The sequence below is a fragment of the Nocardia sp. NPDC004151 genome (assembly GCF_042874235.1).
Classification (GTDB): Bacteria; Actinomycetota; Actinomycetes; order Mycobacteriales; family Mycobacteriaceae; genus Nocardia.
Window position 1 is genome coordinate 18,519 of sequence record NZ_JBIAMR010000029.1, and the last position, 20,118, is coordinate 38,636.

21 protein-coding genes are annotated in these 20,118 nt (G+C 68.9%); 13 read left to right on the forward strand and 8 right to left on the reverse strand.

Features of this window, described 5'->3' with window-relative positions:
- Positions 1-186 precede the first annotated feature (186 nt).
- A complete protein-coding gene (locus ACFYTS_RS35815; protein WP_357289312.1) occupies positions 187-1,554 on the forward strand; it encodes an NCS2 family permease in 1,368 nt (455 codons plus the stop codon).
- A 153-nt stretch (positions 1,555-1,707) separates the two neighbouring features.
- Entirely contained in the window at positions 1,708-2,214 is a 507-nt protein-coding gene (locus ACFYTS_RS35820; protein WP_357289309.1) for a DoxX family protein, read from the forward strand.
- Positions 2,215-2,375: 161 nt separating this feature from the next.
- Here ACFYTS_RS35820 and ACFYTS_RS35825 read toward each other — a convergent pair whose 3' ends face one another.
- From ACFYTS_RS35825 to ACFYTS_RS35835, 3 genes are all read right to left on the reverse strand, one after another.
- Positions 2,376-4,421, reverse strand: a complete 2,046-nt coding sequence (locus tag ACFYTS_RS35825; RefSeq protein WP_387309661.1) for an ATP-dependent DNA helicase — start codon at positions 4,419-4,421, stop codon at positions 2,376-2,378.
- Positions 4,422-4,512: 91 nt separating this feature from the next.
- Positions 4,513-5,079: a nicotinamidase gene (locus ACFYTS_RS35830; RefSeq protein WP_357289303.1), complete on the reverse strand. Its 567-nt coding sequence runs from the start codon at positions 5,077-5,079 to the stop codon at positions 4,513-4,515.
- A gap of 129 nt (positions 5,080-5,208) precedes the next feature.
- Positions 5,209-6,522 carry a nicotinate phosphoribosyltransferase gene (locus tag ACFYTS_RS35835; protein ID WP_387309662.1) on the reverse strand — a complete coding sequence of 438 codons (1,314 nt, stop codon included), beginning with the start codon at positions 6,520-6,522 and terminating at the stop codon, positions 5,209-5,211.
- Positions 6,523-6,778: 256 nt separating this feature from the next.
- Here ACFYTS_RS35835 and clpS point away from each other — a divergent pair, with 256 nt between their 5' ends.
- From clpS to ACFYTS_RS35885, 10 genes are all read left to right on the forward strand, one after another.
- Positions 6,779-7,105: an ATP-dependent Clp protease adapter ClpS gene (gene clpS / locus ACFYTS_RS35840; protein WP_357098650.1), complete on the forward strand. Its 327-nt coding sequence runs from the start codon at positions 6,779-6,781 to the stop codon at positions 7,103-7,105.
- A gap of 22 nt (positions 7,106-7,127) precedes the next feature.
- Positions 7,128-7,697: a DUF2017 domain-containing protein gene (locus ACFYTS_RS35845; RefSeq protein ID WP_387309663.1), complete on the forward strand. Its 570-nt coding sequence runs from the start codon at positions 7,128-7,130 to the stop codon at positions 7,695-7,697.
- Positions 7,698-7,873: 176 nt separating this feature from the next.
- Positions 7,874-8,935, forward strand: coding sequence for a P1 family peptidase (locus ACFYTS_RS35850; RefSeq protein ID WP_387309664.1), 1,062 nt, complete (start codon positions 7,874-7,876; stop codon positions 8,933-8,935).
- 129 nt (positions 8,936-9,064) lie between these two features.
- The gene (locus ACFYTS_RS35855; RefSeq protein WP_357098659.1) at positions 9,065-9,484 is read left to right on the forward strand and encodes a M67 family metallopeptidase; all 420 of its coding nucleotides are present in this window, start codon (positions 9,065-9,067) and stop codon (positions 9,482-9,484) included.
- A 29-nt stretch (positions 9,485-9,513) separates the two neighbouring features.
- Entirely contained in the window at positions 9,514-9,792 is a 279-nt protein-coding gene (locus ACFYTS_RS35860) for a MoaD/ThiS family protein (protein ID WP_387309665.1), read from the forward strand.
- Between the two features lie 2 nt (positions 9,793-9,794).
- Entirely contained in the window at positions 9,795-10,757 is a 963-nt protein-coding gene (locus tag ACFYTS_RS35865; RefSeq protein WP_357289289.1) for a cysteine synthase, read from the forward strand.
- Positions 10,758-10,796: 39 nt separating this feature from the next.
- A complete protein-coding gene (locus ACFYTS_RS35870) occupies positions 10,797-11,525 on the forward strand; it encodes a rhomboid family intramembrane serine protease (protein ID WP_357289286.1) in 729 nt (242 codons plus the stop codon).
- Between the two features lie 75 nt (positions 11,526-11,600).
- On the forward strand, positions 11,601-12,365 hold the full coding sequence (locus ACFYTS_RS35875; protein ID WP_357289283.1) for a cyclic nucleotide-degrading phosphodiesterase: 765 nt from the start codon (positions 11,601-11,603) through the stop codon (positions 12,363-12,365).
- A 152-nt stretch (positions 12,366-12,517) separates the two neighbouring features.
- Positions 12,518-13,288 (forward strand): ribonuclease PH, encoded by a 771-nt coding sequence (gene rph, locus ACFYTS_RS35880; protein WP_357098674.1) that lies wholly within the window; start codon positions 12,518-12,520, stop codon positions 13,286-13,288.
- Entirely contained in the window at positions 13,285-13,890 is a 606-nt protein-coding gene (locus ACFYTS_RS35885; protein ID WP_357289281.1) for a non-canonical purine NTP pyrophosphatase, read from the forward strand. The genes rph and ACFYTS_RS35885 overlap by 4 nt, the downstream gene beginning before the upstream one ends.
- Before the next feature lie 92 nt (positions 13,891-13,982).
- On the opposite strand, the gene ACFYTS_RS35890 is transcribed toward ACFYTS_RS35885, so the two are convergent.
- Genes ACFYTS_RS35890 through ACFYTS_RS35900 form a run of 3 tightly spaced genes read right to left on the reverse strand, consistent with a single transcriptional unit; the run spans position 13,983 to position 15,763 of the window.
- A complete protein-coding gene (locus ACFYTS_RS35890) occupies positions 13,983-14,390 on the reverse strand; it encodes a DUF3817 domain-containing protein (protein WP_379100376.1) in 408 nt (135 codons plus the stop codon).
- Positions 14,387-14,845, reverse strand: a complete 459-nt coding sequence (locus ACFYTS_RS35895; protein WP_357289278.1) for a transcriptional regulator — start codon at positions 14,843-14,845, stop codon at positions 14,387-14,389. The genes ACFYTS_RS35890 and ACFYTS_RS35895 overlap by 4 nt, the downstream gene beginning before the upstream one ends.
- 42 nt (positions 14,846-14,887) lie before the next feature.
- Positions 14,888-15,763, reverse strand: a complete 876-nt coding sequence (locus tag ACFYTS_RS35900) for an oxidoreductase (protein ID WP_387309666.1) — start codon at positions 15,761-15,763, stop codon at positions 14,888-14,890.
- A 172-nt stretch (positions 15,764-15,935) separates the two neighbouring features.
- Here ACFYTS_RS35900 and ACFYTS_RS35905 point away from each other — a divergent pair, with 172 nt between their 5' ends.
- Positions 15,936-17,975, forward strand: coding sequence for an MDR family MFS transporter (locus ACFYTS_RS35905; RefSeq protein WP_387309667.1), 2,040 nt, complete (start codon positions 15,936-15,938; stop codon positions 17,973-17,975).
- 26 nt (positions 17,976-18,001) lie between these two features.
- Here the strand turns inward: ACFYTS_RS35905 and ACFYTS_RS35910 are convergent, their stop codons facing one another.
- Positions 18,002-19,207 carry an FAD-dependent oxidoreductase gene (locus ACFYTS_RS35910; RefSeq protein ID WP_387309668.1) on the reverse strand — a complete coding sequence of 402 codons (1,206 nt, stop codon included), beginning with the start codon at positions 19,205-19,207 and terminating at the stop codon, positions 18,002-18,004.
- Between the two features lie 185 nt (positions 19,208-19,392).
- Positions 19,393-20,061: a PadR family transcriptional regulator gene (locus tag ACFYTS_RS35915; RefSeq protein WP_387309669.1), complete on the reverse strand. Its 669-nt coding sequence runs from the start codon at positions 20,059-20,061 to the stop codon at positions 19,393-19,395.
- Between the last annotated feature and the right edge of the window lie 57 nt (positions 20,062-20,118).

Genomic DNA, 20,118 nt, shown 5'->3' on the forward strand with positions numbered 1-20,118 from the left:
AGGATCTCTAATTACCGGCCGGTAATCAGTTTATTTGCGGATCAATTGCGCTGGTCGTCAGTGGAAACCAATGCTCTGGCAGGTGGGATTGCCCACAGTTCGCCTGGGCGGTGAGCGAACCGACCCGTCCGACCAACTAGCGTGGCCACCAGCCTATGTCCTCCGGCCGACTGGAGATCCCCACCTATGACCACCGACGTCCTCACGCGCACCAAGGGGCGCGTCGACCGGTACTTCGGCATCAGCGAACACGGTTCCACCCTCAAGCGCGAGCTGATGGCCGGCACCGTCACCTTCCTGGCCATGTCCTACGTGCTCGCGGTCAACCCGCGCATCCTCGGCGACGGCCCCGGCGGCGATCTCCACGACAAGGGCATGCCGGTCCAGGCCGTGTTCACCGCGACCGCGGTCGCCGCCATCTTCGGCACCCTGGTCATGGGTCTGTGGGCCAAGTACCCGGTCGCGCTCGCGCCGGGCATGGGCCTCAACGCCTTCTTCGCCTACACCGTCGTGCTGCACATGGGCATTCCGTGGCAGGAGGCGCTGTCGGGCACCTTCCTGTCCGGCGTCATCTTCTTCATCCTCGCGGTGACCAAGGTGCGCGAGAAGATCATCGAAGCCATTCCCATGCAGATGAAACTCGCGGTCGGCGCGGGCATCGGCATGTTCGTGGCCTTCCTCGGCCTCAAGAGCGCCGGGATCGTCACCTCCGATCCGAACACCTTCGTGCACCTGGGCAACTTCCACCACGGCACCACGCTGCTGGCGCTGTTCGGCCTGGTCGCGACGGTCGTCTTCCTGGTGCTCGGCTGGCATGGCGCGGTGCTGTACGGCATTCTCGCCACCACCGTGGTCGGCATGGTGACGGGCCTGGTGAAGCTGCCGGATTCGGTGGCGGCGCTGCCCCACGGACTGGATCAGACCTTCGGCCAGGCCATCATCCACCTGCCGGGCGCGTTCACCGGGCAGATGGTGGTGGTCGTGCTGACCATGCTGTTCGTCGACTTCTTCGACGCCTCCGGCACCCTGATCGGCGTCGCCAACCAGGCCGGGCTGCTGGGCAAGGACGGCAAGCTGGAACGCGCCGGGCAGGCGCTGGCCGCCGACTCGGTCGGCACCGCCGCGGGCGCGGTGATCGGCACCTCGAGCACCACCGCCTACGTGGAATCCACCGCGGGCGTCTCGGCGGGCGGGCGCACCGGCCTGACCGCGGTCGCCACCGCGGGCTGGTTCCTGATCGCGCTGTTCTTCTTCCCGATCTTCGCGGTGTTCGCCGACGTCTCGGCGGTGACCGCGCCCGCGCTCATCGTGGTCGGCGTGCTGATGGCCCGGGCCCTGGGTGAGATCGAGTGGAACAAGCTCGAATTCGCGGTGCCCGCCTTCATCACCGTGATCATCATGCCGCTGACCTACTCCATCGCCAACGGCATCGCCATGGGGCTGCTGTTCTATCCGATCGTCATGATCGCGAAACGGCGTGCGCGCGAGGTGCATCCGATCATGTGGGTGCTGATGGCGGTGTTCCTCTACTACTTCTGGTTCCTGGCCGAGTAGGGAAGGCGAGCTCTAGAGCGAGCCGGGTTTCGGGCGCGAGGCGGAATAGCCTCGCGCCCGCTCTCGTTGGGGACCTGCTGTAGCCTCCGAAACGGACCACGGTCCGGATATATGACCGGAGTAATGTAGAGAACCGAAAGACGAGGACCCGTCATGACCGCAACCGTGAACGCCACCACCTCCAAGGCTCCGACCGGTATCGACATCGGCCTCGCCATCGTGCGGGTCAGCGTCGGTGGCCTGCTGGCCGTGCACGGCAGTCAGAAGCTGTTCGGCTGGTTCAACGGCTACGGCCTGGACGCCACCGCGGGCTCGTTCGCGAAAATGGGCTACGACCCGGGCAAGTTCTTCGCCACCCTGGCCGGGCTGAGTGAGATGGTCGGCGGTCTGCTGCTGGCGCTGGGCCTGCTGACACCCCTGGCCGCGGCCATCGTGCTGGGCACCATGATCAATGCGGTGAACGTCACCTGGAGCGGCGGCTTCGCGAGGTGGGAGCTGCCCGCGGTCTACGCCCTCGTGGCGGTCGCCTTCGCGTTCGCGGGCCCGGGCCGGATCTCGCTCGACGCGGGCCGTCCGTGGCAGCGTCAGGGTCTGGCCTGGGGTGCCGGCGCGATCGCGCTCGGCGTGGTGGCCGCGCTCATCACCCTTGCGGTGAAGTAGCGAAACGCGATCGGAGAGTTTCGGGTCCCCGCGCCGCGTGCAGGGCTTGGCGCGGGGACTACGGACACATCCGATGTGGGAATTGGGGGTTCACCGGAGTATCGAAATCCAATTTACTTCTGCCCGGAAGTAGGAGCTACTCCTGTGAGGGTTCTCACAGGTCATTTCAATTGTGCGACACTATTTGTCAGTCGTTCGAGAGCTTTTGTCACAACTTGGGGATCGGATGTTTCCCAATAAGGTGGTAAAGATGCTCGGAGATAACCGCCATAGCGTGCCGTCGCGAGTCGCGAATCGAGAATTGCGATAACACCGCGATCGTCCACACTGCGCAGCAGGCGGCCCGTGCCCTGCGCCAGCAGCAGCGCCGCGTGATTGGCCGCGATCGACAGAAAGCCATTGCCACCTCGGGATTCGACCGCCCGCTGGCGGGCCACCAACAGCGGGTCGTCCGGGCGCGGGAACGGAATGCGGTCCAGGATCACCAGACTCAGCGACGGCCCCGGGACATCCACGCCCTGCCATAGCGAAAGTGTTCCGAACAGTGAGGTTTCCGGGTCGTCGGCGAATTTCCGGACAAGTGCGCCGGTCGCGTCGTCACCTTGGCACAACACGGGCGTATCGAGCCGTTCACGCAGAATCTCGGTGGCCGCCTTGGCCGCTCGCATCGATGAGAAAAGCCCGAGCGTGCGCCCGCCCGCCGCGCGAATGAGACGTTCGATCTCGTCCAGGTAGGACTGCGGCAGCCCGTCCCGGCCCGGCGCGGGCAGATGCTTTGCCACATACAGGATTCCGGACTTGGCATGATCGAACGGCGAACCCACGTCCACCGAATTCCAGCGCAGCGCTTTCTCGTCCGAGGGTGCTTCGGCGCCGTTGGCCAGCGCGGGATCCACCACCGCCGACGACTGCGGCGGCAGGCCCCAGGTCACCGCCAGATTGTCGAAGGAACCACCGATCTGCAGGGTCGCCGAGGCCAGCACCACGGTGGCGGTGCCGAACAGGCGGCTGCGCAGCAGACCGCCCACCGACAGCGGGGCCATCTGCAGCGTCCGGCGCGGCACCCCGCGGATCTCCTCCGAGGACAGCCAGACCACATCGCGGTGCGCGGCCGGATCGGCCTCCTCGAAGGTGATCAACACCCGGACCGCGGCGTCGTGCACCTCCTCCACCGCCGCCAGAGCCTGATTGCGGGCCGCCGCCGACTCCGGATCGGCGGCCTGGCCGCCCTGCGGGGCCAGCGCGGTGCGGGCGTTCCAGGCCGCGTCGCGGATCAGCGCCAGCACCGGGGCCGCGCCGTCGGGCATCCGGTCCCAGCGGCCGGGCTGCAGGTCGTCGAGCAGGCCGTGCCAGGCCTCGGCCGCGCCCTCGAGCCGGTCCACTTCCTGTTCGTCGATGAGCTTGGAACAGCGCTTGGCGGCGGCGCTGATGCCGCCGGTGGACAGTTCGGCGGTGGCCACGCCGGTCACCCGGTCCACCAGTTCGTGCGCCTCGTCCACGACCACCACGTCGTGTTCGGGCAGCACCTGGATGCCGCTGATGGCGTCGATGGCCAGCAGCGCGTGATTGGTCACCACCACATCGGCCTGGGCGGATTCGGCGCGCGCCTTCTCCGCGAAGCAGTCCTGGCCGAACGCGCAGCGGGACTTGCCCACGCATTCGCGGGAGCTGACGCTCACCTGCCGCCACGCGCGATCGGTGACGCCGGGGGTGAGTTCGTCGCGGTCGCCGTTCTCGGTGTCGGAGACCCATTCGTTGAGGCGCTGGACCTCGCGGCCCAGCTTCGAGATGGCGAACGCGTCGAACAGTTCCTGCTCCGGCTCGTCCGGAATCGCGCTGTTGATCTTGTTCAGGCACAGATAGTTGTTGCGTCCCTTGAGAATCGCGAACTGCGGCACGCGACCCAGATCCGACGCCAGCGCGTCGGCCAGGCGCGGGAGGTCGCGATCCACCAGCTGACGCTGCAGCGCGATGGTCGCGGTCGACACCACGACGGTGCGCCCGGTCCGCACCGCATGACGCAGACTCGGCACCAGATAGGCGAGGGACTTTCCGGTACCCGTCCCCGCCTGCACCGCGAGGTGTTCACCGGTGTCGATGGCGTGCGCGACCGCGGCGGCCATCGTCTGCTGCCCCTTGCGTTCCTTACCTCCCAACGCCTGTACAGCGGTGGCCAGGAGCTTGGGAACGGCAGGCAGTTCGGGCACGGCGACGAGATTACTGCGCGCTGCCGACAACCCTCGCGCAAACCTCGGCGGGCCGTCCGGCAGGACCGATTTCCGCCGACGACCGGGCGGGTCACTCCAGCGTTCCGGCCAGTTCCACGCCGGATTCACGCAGCGTCTTCAGCGCGGTGTCCAGGGTGTCGGGGGAGACGGCGGCGGTGAGGCCGAGCAGCACCCGGGTATCGAAGCCCGCCGCGCGGGCGTCCAGGGCCGTCGCGCGGACGCAGTGGTCGGTGGCGATGCCGCAGACGTCGACGGCGTCGATGCCGCGGTCCCGCAGCCAGGCGTCCAGGGCGGTGTCGCCGTCGGTGGCCGTGCCCTCGAAGCCGGAGTAGGCGGCGGTGTAGGCGCCTTTGGAGAAGATCTCCTGGATCGCGGTGGTGTCGAGGGCGGGGTGGAAGTCCGCGCCGGGGGTGCCGACGCGGCAGTGCGGCGGCCAGGTGTCGACGTAGTCGGGTTGCGCGGAGAAGTGGGCGCCCGGGTCGACGTGGAAGTCGCGGGTGGCGACAATCGCGGTGTAGTCGGATACGCCCAGGTATTCGGTGATGCGTTCGGCCACGGCCGCGCCGCCCGCCACGGCCAGCGAGCCGCCCTCGCAGAAGTCGTTCTGGACGTCGACGACGATCAGGGCTCGGCTCATGGACTGCCTCCCGGGGCCAGGGGGAACCACAGCGGTTCGGGTCTCGTATCGCATTGTGCCGCTCGGTCGTCGGCCGGTCCACGCGGCGCGGGCCCGAGTCGGGGGATTCCGGTGAGGCGCGCCGTCGGGTCAGCTCTGGAAGGTCGTCGGGATCGCCGGTTCGCCCGCCGACAGCTTCAGGCCCTCCCACGGAAGACTGATCAGCCCCTTGGCGACCAGTTCGCGGCTCTGGGCCAGGGTCGGCAGGCCGGGGAGCACCTCGCCGTCGCGGACCAGGGAGACCTGGAGGTCGCGGACCTCGAAGCGGTCGGACTCGGGCCGGTCCGAGACGGCCGGGTAGACGATCTCCTCGACCACGGTGCCGGTGTCGCGGGACAGGCGCACGGCGCGCTTGGTGCCGCCGCGAGACTCCTTGTGGGAGCTGCGTTTCGCGACCGGGACGCCCTCCACCTCGACCAGCTTGTAGACCATGCCCGCGGTGGGCGCGCCGGAGCCGGTGACCAGTGAGGTGCCGACGCCGTACACGTCGACCGGTTCGGCGCGCAGCGCGGCGATGGCGTATTCGTCCAGGTCGCCGGACACCACGATGCGGGTGCGGATCGCGCCCAGGGCGTCCAGCTGCTCGCGCACCTGCCGGGCCAGCACGCCCAGATCGCCGGAATCGATACGCACCCCGCCCAATTCGGGTCCGGCCACCTCGATAGCGGTGGCCACGCCGCGGGTGATGTCGAAGGTGTCCACCAGCAGCGTGGTTCCCACGCCCAGGGCCTCGACCTGGCTGCGGAAGGCCGCCGCCTCGTGCGCGCCGTCGCGGCCGCTGTGCAGCAGGGTGAAGGCGTGCGCGCTGGTCCCGGCGCTGGGCACCCCGAAGCTGCGGGCCGCCTCCAGGTTGGAGGTGGCGTCGAAGCCGGCCAGGTAGGCGGCGCGGGCGCTGGCGGGGGCGGCGAGTTCGTGGGTTCGGCGCGAACCCATTTCGATCATGCGGCGGCCCCCGGCCGCGCTGACCATGCGGGCGGCCGCGGCGGCGATGGCGCTGTCGTGGTTGTAGATGGACAGGATCAGGGTTTCCAGCAGTACGCATTCGGCGAAGGTGCCGCGCACGGTGACGATGGGGGAGCCCGGGAAGAACAGCTCGCCCTCGCGATAACCGTCGATCTGTCCGCCGAATCGATAGTCGCGCAACCACTCCAGGGTGCGCTCGTCGAGGAACTTGGCGGCGACCGCGAGTTCGGGCTCCCCGAAACGGAATTCGCCCAGGGCGGCCAGCAAACGCCCGGTCCCCGCGACCACACCGTACCGACGACCATTCGGCAATCGTCTGGCGAACACTTCGAAGGTGCACTGCCGCTGCGCGGAATCGTCGGCCAGCGCCGCCGCCAGCATGGTGAGCTCGTACTGGTCGGTCAGTAGGGCGGTACTGGTCAGTCCGTCAGCGATGATCACGTGGCCAACTCTAAGACGCGGATCGATGGCTGCGACTATCGACAGACCTGCAGTTCGCGGCCCGCCTCGTTCCGGACCGCGGCTCGATCGACCTCCGCCTGGGCGCGGGGGAGCGAAGCGGAGGAGAGAAGAACGAGGTAACAGGGCCGCGAACCGCCCGGAGTGAAGCGAAGGGCATATGGGGCGCTGCTGTGTTTCATTGGGGTCGAGTCGTACCCTGGTTGATATGGGTCTGTGTAGAGAAGACGTTGTCGAGATGACCGCCGGTTCGGTGGGCGTCGGCGCGACACTGTCGTCGGCACAGGCGACACCGGAGGCCATTGAACACTCCGAGATTCTGGAAGCAGAGGATCGGCCCTGGGTCACCGTCGTATGGGACGATCCGGTCAATCTCATGCACTACGTGACCTACATTTTCCAGAAGCTCTTCGGCTACAGCAAAGGTAAGGCAACCGAGCTGATGCTGAAGGTCCACAACGATGGCAAGGCCGTGGTGTCCGCCGGTTCGCGCGACAAGATGGAGCACGACGTCCAACGGCTGCACGCCGCCGGGCTGTGGGCCACCATGCAACGTGACGAGTGAACAAGGCGACTACGGTGAACCCGTGCGGAAGTGGAGCAGAAAGAACTCCCTGGGCGGGCTGAAGCTGCGTTCGGAAATGGACGCCCACGAGGCGGACGTCCTGCGTTCCCTGGTCGGGGCGGTCACCGGACTGCTGATCGACCGGGCCGAATCGGCCCCCGAGGACGATCTCGCGGCGCTGACCGGGCTACAGCTGGGCAACTCGACCCCGCCCGCCGACCCGCGACTGGCCCGGCTGCTGCCGGACTTCCACCGCCCCGAACCCGGTTCCCCCGACGCCGAGCGCGCGGACCTGAACAGCGCTCTGCGCAGCCTGCACGAGCCGGAGATCATCGAATCCAAGGTGGCCGCGGGCCGGATCGTCCTGGACACCCTGCCCCCGGAGGGCGGCCGCATCGTCATCAATCCCGAACAGGCCGACGCCTGGCTCACCGCCCTCAATGACGTCCGCCTGGCCCTGGGTACGGCCCTCGACATCGACGCCGACACGCCCGAGCATTTCCCGGAGGACGACCCGCGCGGCCCGAGCCTCGAGGTCTACCACTGGCTCACCTGGATACAGGACTCGCTGATCCAGGCGCTCGCGCCGTAGCGGGTCCCCGACCTGGCCGGGAGTGGGCAAAGGCAATTGAACACTGCGTGGTTCGGGGCGCGTCTCGTTCTGGACCGAGTGGAGCGGGGGAGCGGAGGGAGGGAAGAACGAGACCTCCAGCGCCCCGAACCCGCCCGGAGCGAAGCGTAGGGCAAATCAGACACAGAGGATGTGCCGTGAACAGTACTGCGGGACCACGTAATTCGATCACCGATGTCGGTGGGGTGCTGGTCGGCCACCACAGCCTGCTGGATCCGGACGCCACCCTGGGTGAGGGCGCGGCCACCGGCTGCACCGTGGTGCGCGTGCCGGGCGGCGCGGTCGCCGCGGTGGACGTGCGGGGCGGCGGCCCCGGCACCCGCGAGACCGACCTGCTGGATCCGGGAAACACTGTGCGGCAGGCGAATGCGATCCTGCTCACCGGCGGCAGCGCCTACGGCCTGGCCGCGGCCGACGGCGTCATGCGCTGGCTGGAGGAGCATCGGGAGGGCATCCCGATGGATCCCGCCGACCCCTCGCGTGTGGTGCCGATCGTGCCCGGAGCGGTCATCTTCGATCTGCCGGTGGGCGCGTGGAACATCCGGCCCGGCGCGGACGCCGGATTCCTCGCCGCCGACGCCGCGGGAGAAGAGTTCGCGCGCGGTTCGGCCGGTGCGGGCGTGGGCGCGCGGGCCGGGTCGATCAAGGGCGGAATCGGCACGGCCAGTGTGCGTTTCGCCGAAGGCCCGGCCGCGGGCATCACGGTGGGTGCGGTGATCGTGGCCAATCCGGTCGGCTCGGTGTTCGATCCGCGCACCGGATTCCCGTGGGGCGCCGGTACCGACGGTCCCGAGTTCTTCGGGCTGCGCGCACCCACCGCCGCGCAGCTGACCGCCGCCAACGCGCTGGCGGTGAAGGGCACCGTGCTCAACACCACGATCGGCGTGGTCGCCACCGACGCGGCGCTGGATCCGGCGGCGTGCCGCCGTCTGGCCACCACCGCGCACGACGGCCTGGCCCGGGCCATCCGGCCGGCGCATTCCCCGCTGGACGGCGACACCCTGTTCGCACTGGCCACCGGGACCGCCGAGCAGCAGCCGAATTTCCCACTGCCCCCGGCCTTTCCCGCGGATCTGCTGATCCTGGACCAGCTGTGCACGGCGGCCGCGGTGTGCGTGGAGCGGGCGATCGTGGACGCGATCCTGTCCGCGACGGCGGTGGCGGGCATCCCGACCTACCGCGACCTGTTCGGCGATTGAGGCGACCCGGGCGCCCCCGGGCGCGAGGGTGACCGGCCGCCTCGGGAATACCCGCATATTCTGACCTGTTGACGGGAGCGTTTCGGCCGTTCGGCCGGGTGCTTCGGGTGCGGACGGAAGGATGCGACGGTGCTGGTGATCAGGGCGGACCTGGTGGAGGCGATGGTCGCGCACGCGCGCGCCGACCACCCCGACGAGGCCTGTGGCATCCTGGCCGGTCCCGAGGGCTCCGATCGCCCCGAGCGGTTCGTGCCGATGATCAATGCCGCCCGCTCGCCCACCTTCTACGAGTTCGATTCCGACGAGCACCTGCGCCTGTGGCGGGAGCTGGACGCGGCCGACGAGGAGCCGGTGGTGATCTACCACTCGCACACCGCGACCGAGGCGTACCCGAGCCGCACCGACGTGTCCTTCGCCTCCGAACCCCATGCCCACTACGTGCTGGTCTCCACCCGGGATCCGCACGAGCACGAGCTGCGCAGCTACCGGATCCTCGACGGTGTCGTCACCGAGGAACCGGTCGAGATCGTCGCCGCCTACCCCGCCTAGCGTCCACCCAGAAACAGAGGAGTCCCCCGATGCCGATCACCGTGTCCATCCCGACCATCATGCGCCCGATCACCAAGGGCGAGAAGCGAGTTCAGGCGCAGGGCGCGACCCTGGCCGCCGTCATCGCGGACCTGGAGGCCAACTACCCGGGCCTGGCGGCGAAGCTGCTCGAAGACGGCAAGCTCAAGCGCTACGTCAATATCTACGTCGACGACGAGGACGTGCGTTTCACCGGCGGCCTGGACGCCGAGGTGCCCGAGGGCGGCTCGATCACCATCCTGCCCGCGGTCGCCGGCGGGGCCCGCTGACCGTGGCCCGCTACGAGTCGCTGATCGCGACCCTCGGCAACACACCGCTGGTGGGTCTGAAGAACCTGTCCCCGCGCTGGGACGGTGACGAGCACGTGCGCCTGTGGGCCAAGCTCGAGGACCGCAATCCGACCGGTTCCATCAAGGACCGTCCGGCGCTGCGCATGATCGAGGCGGCCGAGGCCGACGGGCGGCTCACGCCCGGCTGCACGATCCTCGAGCCGACCAGCGGCAATACCGGTATCTCGCTGGCCATGGCGGCCAAGCTCAAGGGGTACCGGCTGGTGTGCGTGATGCCGGAGAACACCTCGGTGGAGCGGCGGCAGCTGCTCACCATGTTCGGCGCGGAGATCATCGACTCCCCGGCCGCGGGCGGCTCCAATCAGGCCGTGGCGCTGGCCAAGCAGATCGCGGCCGAGAATCCGGACTGGGTGATGCTCTACCAGTACGGCAATCCGGCCAACGCGCTCGCGCACTACGAGGCCACCGGCCCGGAGATCCTGGCCGACCTGCCCGAGATCACGCATTTCGTGGCCGGCCTCGGCACCACCGGCACGCTCATGGGCACCGGGCGCTTCCTGCGCGAGAAGGTGCCGGGCATCGACATCGTCGCCGCCGAGCCTCGCTACGGCGAACTGGTCTACGGCCTGCGCAATCTCGACGAGGGCTTCGTCCCGGAGCTCTACGACGAGTCGGTGCTGACCTCCCGCTTCTCGGTCGGCCCCTACGACGCGGTCCGCCGCACCCGTGAGTTGGTGCTGGAAGAGGGCATTTTCGCGGGCATCTCGACGGGTGCGATCCTGCACGCCGCGCTCGGGGTCGCCAAGAAGGCCGAGAAGGCCGGGCGGCGTGCCGATATCGCGTTCGTGGTCGCCGACGGCGGCTGGAAGTACCTGTCCACCGGCGCCTACGACGGCACGCTGGAGGAGGCGGAGGAGAAGCTCGACGGCCAGCTCTGGGCCTGATCCGGCGGTACGCTCGGGGCAGGGCTAGGAGGTCTTGCCATGAGCGGTGGCGGCGGCATGGGCGCGTCGTTCGATCCGGAGCGGATCGCGCGGCTGCGCAGGGAATTGGCCGAACCGGCGGCGGGGCGCACCCCCGTCCCGACCGGCGACACCGGTTCGTCAGGTCCGGGCGCCCTGAAATCGCTGTGGCAGCGGGCCATTGCGCTGACGCTGGGCTTCACCGCGTTGCTGTATGGCGTGGAAGCGGTCGACAGCCTGTCCGGCGGCCGCCTCGAACAGAACGGGGTGCGGCCGCGTTCCGGCGAGGGTCTGACCGGCATCCTGTTCGCGCCTGTCCTGCATGCCAATTGGGGGCACCTGCTGGCGAACACGCTGCCGGTGCTGGTGCTCGGCCTGCTCACGCTGCTGACCGGGATCGGGCGCGGGCTGGCGGCGACCGCCATCGTCTGGGTGATCGCCGGTGCGGGGGTGTGGCTGACGGCCATGCCGCACACCGTGTCGGTCGGGGCGTCGGGACTGGTGTTCGGCTGGCTCACATATCTGATCTGCTGGGGTTGGTTCTCGCGGAATGTGGTGCAGATCGCGGTCGGATTGGGGGTGCTGGCCGTCTACGGGTCGATTCTGTGGGGCGTGCTGCCGAGCAACCCGGAAATCTCTTGGCAAGGACATCTTTTCGGGGCGGTGGGTGGAGTGGTTGCCGGATGGGTACTCTCTGCTCATGAACGTCGTCATCGTCGCGGGGCTGACGCCGGCCGTCCCGCGTCGTAGGGGTGACGCTGGTCGCGGTCGGCGATTTGGGGGATCCCTCCGTTGAGTGAGAATGCAGCGTGGCAGCATGGGGGAATGCGCCTCACCGTCCTCGGGTGCTCGGGCAGCGTGTCCGGCCCGGATTCCCCGGCGTCGGGTTACCTGCTGACCGGCCCGGATATGACACCGACCGTCATCGATTTCGGACCCGGCGTGCTCGGCGCGCTGCAGCGTCACCTGGATCCGGGCGAGGTCGACATCTTCCTCACCCACCTGCACGCCGATCACTGCCTGGATTTGCCGGGCCTGCTGGTGTGGCGTCGTTACCACCCGAACCCGCCGACCGGTAAGGCCGTCGTCTACGGCCCGGCCGACACCTCGCTGCGGATCGGCAACGCCTCCGCGGAGATCGGCGGCGAGACCGACGACTGGTCCGACGTCATCGACATGCGGCCCTGGCAGGCGAGTGTCCCGGTCCCGTTCGGCACCGGCCACACCGTCGAGGCGCGGCGCATGTTCCACCCGCCGGAGTCCTACGGCCTGCGCGTCACCACCGCGGCCGGCCGCACCCTGGTCTACACCGGCGACACCGCGCTGTGCGACGAGGTCTTCGAGTTGGCCAGCGGCGCAGACGTTCTGCTGTCGGAGGCGTCGTGGACCCACGACCCGGCCAACCGCCCGCCGGGCATCCACCTTTCCGGTCACGAAGCGGGCCTGATCGCGGCTCGTGCGGGCGTCGGCGAGCTGCTGCTCACCCACATCCCGCCGTGGACCTCCCGCGAGGACGTCATCGCCGAGGCGAAGGCCGTGTTCTCGGGCCCGGTCCATGCCGTGTCCCCGGGCGAAGTTTTCGATATCTGACGCGACCACTGATGTCGTGACGGTCGGGGTAACTCCCCTGGTACGCCCAGCAATCGGTTCGGTACCCGGCCGTCGGCACGGGTGCGAGACATGCAACGTCTGTTTGCTGCCCGCTAAAGGCGCGGGGAGGCGGCGGAGCTACGCTGTGCGTCGTGTCGAAACGAGCCGATGGCAGGGCGGATGACCAACTCCGCGACGTAAAGATCACTCGGGGTTTCACTTCGCACCCGGCCGGGTCGGTGCTGGTGGAGTTCGGGCAGACGCGGGTGATGTGCACCGCCAGCGTGAACGACGGCGTCCCGCCGTGGCGGCGTGATTCCGGATTGGGCTGGCTGACGGCCGAATACGCCATGCTGCCCGCCGCCACCCACACCCGCTCGGGCCGAGAGTCGGTGAAGGGCAAGGTCGGTGGCCGCACCCAGGAGATCTCCCGGCTGATCGGCCGTTCGCTGCGCGCGTGCATCGACCTGGCCGCCATCGGCGAGAACACCATCGCCCTGGACTGCGACGTGCTGCAGGCCGACGGCGGCACCCGCACCGCCGCCATCACCGGCGCGTACGTGGCGCTCTCGGACGCCATCACCTACCTGGGCGCGGCCGGGAAACTGGCCGACCCCCAACCGATCTCCTGCGCCATCGCCGCGGTCAGCGTCGGCGTCGTGGACGGCCGGGTGCGCCTGGACCTGCCCTACGAGGAGGACTCGCGCGCCGAGGTCGACATGAACGTGGTCGCCACCGACACCGGCACCCTGGTCGAGATCCAGGGCACCGGCGAGGGCGCCACCTTCCCGCGCTCCACCCTGGACAAGTTGCTCGATTCCGCGCTGGCCGGCTGCGAGCAGCTGTTCGTGGTGCAGAAGGAAGCCCTGGCGCTGCCGTACCCGGGCGTGCTGCCCGAGCCCGAGGAGTCCAAGAAGCGATGACCCGCGTCCTGGTCGCCAGCCGCAATGCCAAGAAGCTCACCGAGCTGCGCCGCATCCTGGACGAGGCCGGTATCGCGGGCATCGAGCTCGTCGGCCTGAACGACGTCGAGCCCTACGACGAGGCCCCCGAAACCGAACCGACCTTCGAGGGCAATGCCCTGCTCAAGGCCCGCGACGGTTTCGCCGCCACCGGAATGCCCTGTGTCGCGGACGATTCCGGTCTCGAGGTGGATGCCCTCAACGGCATGCCCGGGGTGCTCTCGGCCCGCTGGTCGGGCACCCACGGCAAGGACGAGGCCAACAACACCCTGCTGCTGGCCCAGCTCGGCGACGTCCCCGACGAGCGTCGCGGGGCCCGCTTCGTCTCGGCCTGCGCCCTGGTCGGCGCCGGTGTCGAGGAAGTCGTGCGCGGCGAATGGCCGGGCGTCATCGGGCGGAAGCCGGTGGGCGACGGCGGTTTCGGCTACGACCCGTTGTTCTTCCCGGACGGCGGCGAGCTCTCCTCGGCCCAGCTCACCCCGGCCGAGAAGGACGCCGCCTCGCACCGTGGCCGCGCCCTGCGGCAGCTGCTGCCCGCACTGGCCGCCCTCGCCGGTCACTGAATCACGGCAGACGAGAACTGAATCACCGCAGACGCGAAAGGGGTTCGAGGACCTGGTCCTCGAACCCCTTTCGTTCGTCGGTATGTCGGCTGTCAGAGGCCGAAGGCCGCTTTGACCTCGCGGGTCCGGTTGTGCTCGAACACGAAGGACAGGAACGGGATGGTGCCCGCCAGACAGGTCAGGAAGGTGGTCATCGGCTGCCACCGCGCCTTGATGCCCAGGTCGATGGTGAAGACCAGGTACAGCATGTAGAACAACCCGTGGACCTGGCCGATGTAGAACAGCCAGTGCGGGGCGGTGCTGCTGTCGTCGAGGAGCAGGTACTTGTAGACCATCTCGCCGCACAGCACCAGCAGCCAGATGCCGGTGATATAGGCGAGCACGCGGTAGCGGGTCAGCGCGCCGCGGATCTTCTCGGGCGCGGCGGAACCGAGCGGGCGCGCCGGCGCGGTGGTCTCGGTGGCGACGGGGGACGGCGCGGAATTGTCGCTGGCGCTCAACCGGCGCTCCTCTCGGTGTGCTGCAGTCCGGCGTCACGGACCTGGTCGTCCATGTCGCGGGCGTGCAGGTCGGCCAGATACCTGTTGTATTCGGCAAGCTCTGGATCCTCGTCCCGGGCGGCCTGGGGGCGCTCCGGCAGCAGGCCCGCGGGAATCTCCCGCGGTGCGGCCGGTTTCGGGCGACGGGGGCGGGCGGTGGCCTCGGTGCCGGGCTCGACGGGCGGGGTCTCGTCGTCCCCGGCTTCCTTCTCGAGCCGCACGAAGCGGACATAGGCCCAGATCACGAATCCGGCGAAGAGCGGCCACTGCAGCGCGTAGCCGAGATTCTGATAGGTGCCGCCACCCGATTCGAACCGGGTCCACTGCCAGTAGCCCAGACCCAGGCACGCCGAGAACGCCACGACCACGAACACGATCAGGGCCGGGCGGCGTTGGGGAGCGGACACGCACTCCACGGTACCTGCCTACTACGGGTCCCGTAGTAGGCAGGTTGCCGATCAGAACTTGAATGTGACCCCGGTCAAACGCTCGGATTCCGCCCAGAGCCGGCGCAGCAGTTCCGGATCCCGGGAGATCTTGCTGGACGGCGAGGCCTCGACCGGGCCCTGGCTGCCGAAGAAACGGGTCGGACCCCAGTAGGTGGTCGGGTCGGCGTCGGTCTCGGTCGCCGCGAACAGCGACGAGTAGGCCGCGTGGAACGGCGACTGGCCGATGATCCGGATGAACGGCTTGGAGATCTTGTCCAGGGGGGTTTCGGTCCGGGCGAACAGGTCGGTGGCCGAGACGCCGGGGTGCACGGCGTAGGAGCGCTTGGCCGAGCCCGCCGCCGCGAGCCGGTTCTGCAGTTCCCGCGCGAACATCAGGTTGGACAGCTTGGCCTGCGCGTAGGCGAGGTTGCGCTGGTAGCGGCGGTGCTCGTAGTTGAGGTCGTCGATCCACAGCTTGGGGGTCTGCTTGTGGGCGATCGAGGCCAGCGTGACCACCCGGTCGCCGATCTTGTCCAGCAGCAGGCCGGTCAGCGCGAAGTGGCCGAGATGGTTGACGCCCCACTGGGTCTCGAAGCCGTCCTTCGTCCGCGAGAACGGGATGTTCATCAGGCCCGCGTTATTGATCAGGACGTCGATGTCGCCGGTGCTCTCGGCGAACTGCCGGACCGAGTCCAGGCTGGCCAGGTCCAGGCTCGCCACGCGCACGTCGCCGTCGATGCGGTCGGCGACCTGCTGGGCCTTGGCGGCATTGCGGCAGGCCATGATCACGGTCGCGCCCTTGCCCGCGAGTACCTTGGTGGTCTGCTCGCCGAGTCCGCCATTGGCTCCGGTGATGACGACCGTGCGCCCGGTCTGATCGGGGATATCGCTGGGCTTCCATGCCATGGCTGTTGACCTCGCAGGTTCGGCGTTCGCGGTGCGGGTCCGCACTCGGATGACCCGACCTTACTGCAGAGTAAGTTCTAGCGGTAGGCCGAACACGCCGATTGTCTCCGGCAATACCCTGTTTGCCGTGTCGCTGCCGCATCTTGGCTGGTGAGCGCCAGATACTGGGCCGATGACCGGTGCCAGCGCCACCGCCGCCAAGCCTGTCCCACCGCCGCCGCTGAGCCGGGGCCGCAGAAACGTCGTCTTCGGAACCGTCGCGCTCGGCATGCTCATGGCCGCGCTGGACTCCACCATCGTCTCCACCGCGCTGCCCACCATCGTGGCGGATCTCGGCGGGGCCGGGCACATGGCCTGGGTGGTCACCTCCTACCTGGTGGCAGAGGCCATCGCCACCGCCCTGTCCGGCAAGTTCGGGGACCTGTTCGGCCGCAAACTGGTCTTCCAGATCAGCGGGGCCGTGTTCATCCTCGGCTCGATGATCGCCGGGCTCGCGCACGGCATGACGCTGCTGATCGCGGCCCGCGCCATCCAGGGTCTGGGCGCGGGCGGGCTCATGGTCACCTCCATGGCGCTCATCGCCGACGTCATCCCGCTGCGCGAGCGCGGCAAGTTCCAGGGTGCGCTCGGCGCGGTCTTCGGCATCACCACCGTCCTGGGACCCACCCTGGGCGGACTGTTCACCGACCACCTGAGCTGGCGCTGGTGCTTCTACGTGAACGTCCCGCTCGCCGTCGTCATGATCGCGGCCGCGGCCCGCACCATCCCCATGACCCGGGCCGTGGTGAAACCGATCGTGGACTACCTGGGCATCGCGCTGGTCGCCGTCGGCGTCACCTGCCTGATTCTCGGATTGGAGTGGGGCGGACAGGAATACGCGTGGACCTCGCCCACCATCATCGGCCTGTTCGCGGCGGCCGCGGCCCTGCTGGCCACCTTCGTGGCCGCGGAGTTCCGGGCCCGCGAACCCATGCTGCCCATGCACCTGTTCCGCAGCAATGTGTTCACCGTGTGCTCGATCCTGAGCTTCATCGTCGGCTTCGCGCTGCTCGGGGCCATGACCTACCTGCCCGCGTATCTGCAGTACGTGGAAGGCGTTTCGGCCACCGCGTCCGGGCTGCGCACCCTGCCGCTGGTGGTCGGGTTGTTCTTCACCTCCATCCTGTCCGGCAATATCGTCGGGAAGACAGGGCACTACAAGGCCTTTCCGATCATCGGGTGCGCGGTGATGGCGGTCGGCCTGTTCCTCATGTCGTCCATGGGGCCGGGCACCAGCACCTGGTTGATGTCGCTGTACATGCTGATCCTGGGCCTGGGCGTCGGTCTGGCCATGCAGGTGCTGACCATCGCCGTGCAGAACAGCGTCCCGTACTCGGATCTGGGGACCGCCACCTCCGGGGTCACCTTCTTCCGGACCATCGGCAGCGCGTTCGGGACCACCGTGTTCGGCACGCTGTACTCGAATCAGCTGCGGCCGAACCTGGAAGCGGCGCTGATCGAATCGCGGGTGTCGCCGCAGGTCGCGCAGAGTCCGGCGCTGTTGCGGGAGCTGCCGCCGCAGCAGGCCGCGCCGATCATCCACGCCTACGCCGACTCCATCGACTTCGTCTTCCGCTGGGTGGTGCCGGTGGCCGTGCTCGGCTTCGTCGTGGCGTGGTTCCTGAAGCAGGTCACGCTGCGTGACAGCGCTCGCGCCGAGGCCACCGACGTGGGGGAGCAGTTCTCCATGCCGGACTCGGGCGACCGGCTGGTACAGCTGGAGCGTTGTGTGGCGGGAGTGCTGCGCAAGCTCCGTGAGAATACCGTGCCGGATCCGGGAATCCTTGCGGCGGCGGGCAGTTCGCTCGGGCGCGACGAGGCGTGGGCGTTGGGGCAGGTGCGGATGTACAACCGGTTGCGCGGCACCGCCACCCTCGAGGACATCGCCCGAACCCATTGGATCCCGGCGGAATTGATCGATCCGGTGTACGTCAAGGCGGAGCGGGAGGGGTTGTTGCGCCGCGACGGCGGCGAACTCGCCCTCACCGCCAAGGGCGACCAGGAGGTCGATCGGGTCCGGGGTGCGTGGAAGCGCTGGCTCGAAAGTCAGCTCACCGATTGGGATTCCACCGATCCGGCGGATCGGGCGCTGCTGGATCAGGCGATCGACAATATCGCCACCAAACTGCTGGACGAGGCCGACCGGCCCGACGTGCTGCCGGTCGGCCACTGAGCCCTATCAGGCGTTGACGCGTCCGATCAGGCGTTGACGGCGGCGGGCCGCACGGTGGTGTCCCAATCGATCCGGAACCGCTGCTCGCCGCCGAGCATCTTCTCCGGATTCATCCGCTTGAACATGATCGGCATCATCACCTGCATGGCCATCCGGGCGACCGGCCCGGCCGCCTTGGTCTGGTTCATGCGCGCCACCCGCGCCGCGACCCCCTCCACCCGCGGCCGCCGCAGCGCCTCATAGGTGGCGAAAGCCGTTGCCGGGTTGTCGATGTCGCGCAGGCAGCGGGCCAGCTCGATGCCGCTCTCGATGGCCAGCGACGCCCCCTGCCCGGAGGTGTTGCTGGGTGCGTGGATGGCGTCGCCGGTGAGCGCCATGCGTCCCCGGTGCCAGTGCGGCACTCGCGGCATGACGTGCAGCGCGCCGATCACCTGCAGCTGGGCGGCGGTGGTGGCCTCGGCCAGCTGCCGGCCGGGCAGGTCATCGGCGTAGGTCGCGCGCAGGGTGCGCAGCCACTGTTCGGCGGAGACGGCGCGGGCCTCGGTGAGCGAGTAGTACTGCTCGGTAGGAAGATTCGCGCCCCACGCGACCCGGCCGTCGGGCATGGCCCAGTACAGGTAGTAGGCCCGCTTGCCGAAGGCGAAGGTCATGGTCTCCGGCTCCAGGTCGAGGGGTGCGTCGGTGTACGCGCCGAAGCCGAGCATGCGCAGATAGGTGGGTCCGGGCGCGTTCGGGTCGACCAGGGTGCGCACGGTGGAGCGGATGCCGTCCGCGCCGATCAGCACGTCCGCGGTGGCGCTGCTGCCGTCGGCGAAGATGGCGGTGACGCCGCCCGCGTGCTCCTCCACCTCGACCAGCCGCTTGTCGTATTCGAAACGCACCCCGGCCGCGACGGCCGTGTCGTGCAGGATCTCGTGCAGGTCGGAGCGGTCGATCACGCGCAGCGGCTCGATGTCGACCAGCCCGGGCAGCGGGAACTGCTTGCTGTTGACCGACATCGTGGAGTGGCTGACGGGTACGGCCTTGGCGCGCACCGGATCTCCGGCCCCGACCAGGTCGAGGGCGGCGACCCCATTGGGTGCGAGGGCGAGGTTGGCGCCGATCCCGTACGCGGGGCCCGGATACGCCTCGAAGACGGTGGCGTCGATACCGGCCCGGTGCAGGGCGGTCGCGGTGACGGGGCCGGAGATGCCGCCGCCGATGATGATCGCGGAACGAGTGGTTGTGGACATGGGTCTCTCCCGAGAAGTGTTCGAAGGCTTGCCGAAAACCCCGAACCGTCCCGCGCGTGGAGAACCCAGTTATCCTGTAGTTGCCAAACTCGGTGCCGGGTTCGCCTGCACGGACGCGGTTCGAGACGGTGTGTTCCGGGCTCCGGTGGCGGTGTTGCAGCACCCTCGCCGGGGCCCGGTTCCGTTCATGAGTCGTGCTGAGTGTGCGGTGTGTTCGCGCCCCCTTCCAGAGCCGGCTCTGCCAGGTCGGGGGGTGCAACACCGTCGCGATGCCAGGCCCGCCAGCCCTCGGTGTCCGGGAAGCTGCCGTCGGCGAGCGCGTCGCGCAGGCCGCGGGCCCAGTCGGCCTCGGCCGCCAGCATGGTCAGCTCGTAGTCCTCTTCGACCAGGAACAGGCGCGGCACCGCGCCTTCCAGAGCGGCCAGTTGGGCGCGGGTTTCGGCGATGATGGTGTCCAGCTTGGTGATTCGCCGGGTGAGCAGGTCGACGACCTCGTCCGGGGGCAGCACCGAGAGCACGGAGAGCCCGGCCATGAAGCGGCGCTTCTCGGGTTCCGGGTCGGCGATGAGTTCGCGGGTCCAGTCCACCAGTTCGGCGCGGCCCGCGTCGGTGATGCGGTAGATGGTGCGCTCGGGGCGCGCGCCGTCGCGTTCGCTGCCGGTGATCTCCAGGAAGCCGTGCTTGGTGAGGTTGTCCACGACGGTATAGAGCGAGCCCCATTTGATGCCCATGTCGTTGTCCTTGCCCCAGGCCCGCAACCTCGCGGCGATCTCGTACCGGTGCATGGGCTGGAGCACGACGGCGGACAGCACCGCCAGACCCATCAGATTGGCGACCTTGCGCTTGCGGGCCATGGGGCACCCCCTTACTCGTCTACGAATATACGTCTACGAGTAAGGGGTCGCAAGCAC

What these genes read in the sequence shown, in the direction of transcription:
- ACFYTS_RS35915 (WP_387309669.1), bottom strand. Translation starts at nt 20,061, where the DNA reads ATGGCCCGCAAGCGCAAGGTCGCCAATCTGATGGGTCTGGCGGTGCTG.
- ACFYTS_RS35885 (WP_357289281.1), top strand. Translation starts at nt 13,285, where the DNA reads ATGACCCGCGTCCTGGTCGCCAGCCGCAATGCCAAGAAGCTCACCGAG.
- clpS (WP_357098650.1), top strand. Translation starts at nt 6,779, where the DNA reads ATGACCGCCGGTTCGGTGGGCGTCGGCGCGACACTGTCGTCGGCACAG.
- ACFYTS_RS35870 (WP_357289286.1), top strand. Translation starts at nt 10,797, where the DNA reads ATGAGCGGTGGCGGCGGCATGGGCGCGTCGTTCGATCCGGAGCGGATC.
- ACFYTS_RS35910 (WP_387309668.1), bottom strand. Translation starts at nt 19,207, where the DNA reads ATGTCCACAACCACTCGTTCCGCGATCATCATCGGCGGCGGCATCTCC.
- ACFYTS_RS35905 (WP_387309667.1), top strand. Translation starts at nt 15,936, where the DNA reads ATGACCGGTGCCAGCGCCACCGCCGCCAAGCCTGTCCCACCGCCGCCG.
- ACFYTS_RS35900 (WP_387309666.1), bottom strand. Translation starts at nt 15,763, where the DNA reads ATGGCATGGAAGCCCAGCGATATCCCCGATCAGACCGGGCGCACGGTC.
- ACFYTS_RS35830 (WP_357289303.1), bottom strand. Translation starts at nt 5,079, where the DNA reads ATGAGCCGAGCCCTGATCGTCGTCGACGTCCAGAACGACTTCTGCGAG.
- ACFYTS_RS35860 (WP_387309665.1), top strand. Translation starts at nt 9,514, where the DNA reads ATGCCGATCACCGTGTCCATCCCGACCATCATGCGCCCGATCACCAAG.
- ACFYTS_RS35815 (WP_357289312.1), top strand. Translation starts at nt 187, where the DNA reads ATGACCACCGACGTCCTCACGCGCACCAAGGGGCGCGTCGACCGGTAC.
- ACFYTS_RS35820 (WP_357289309.1), top strand. Translation starts at nt 1,708, where the DNA reads ATGACCGCAACCGTGAACGCCACCACCTCCAAGGCTCCGACCGGTATC.
- ACFYTS_RS35875 (WP_357289283.1), top strand. Translation starts at nt 11,601, where the DNA reads ATGCGCCTCACCGTCCTCGGGTGCTCGGGCAGCGTGTCCGGCCCGGAT.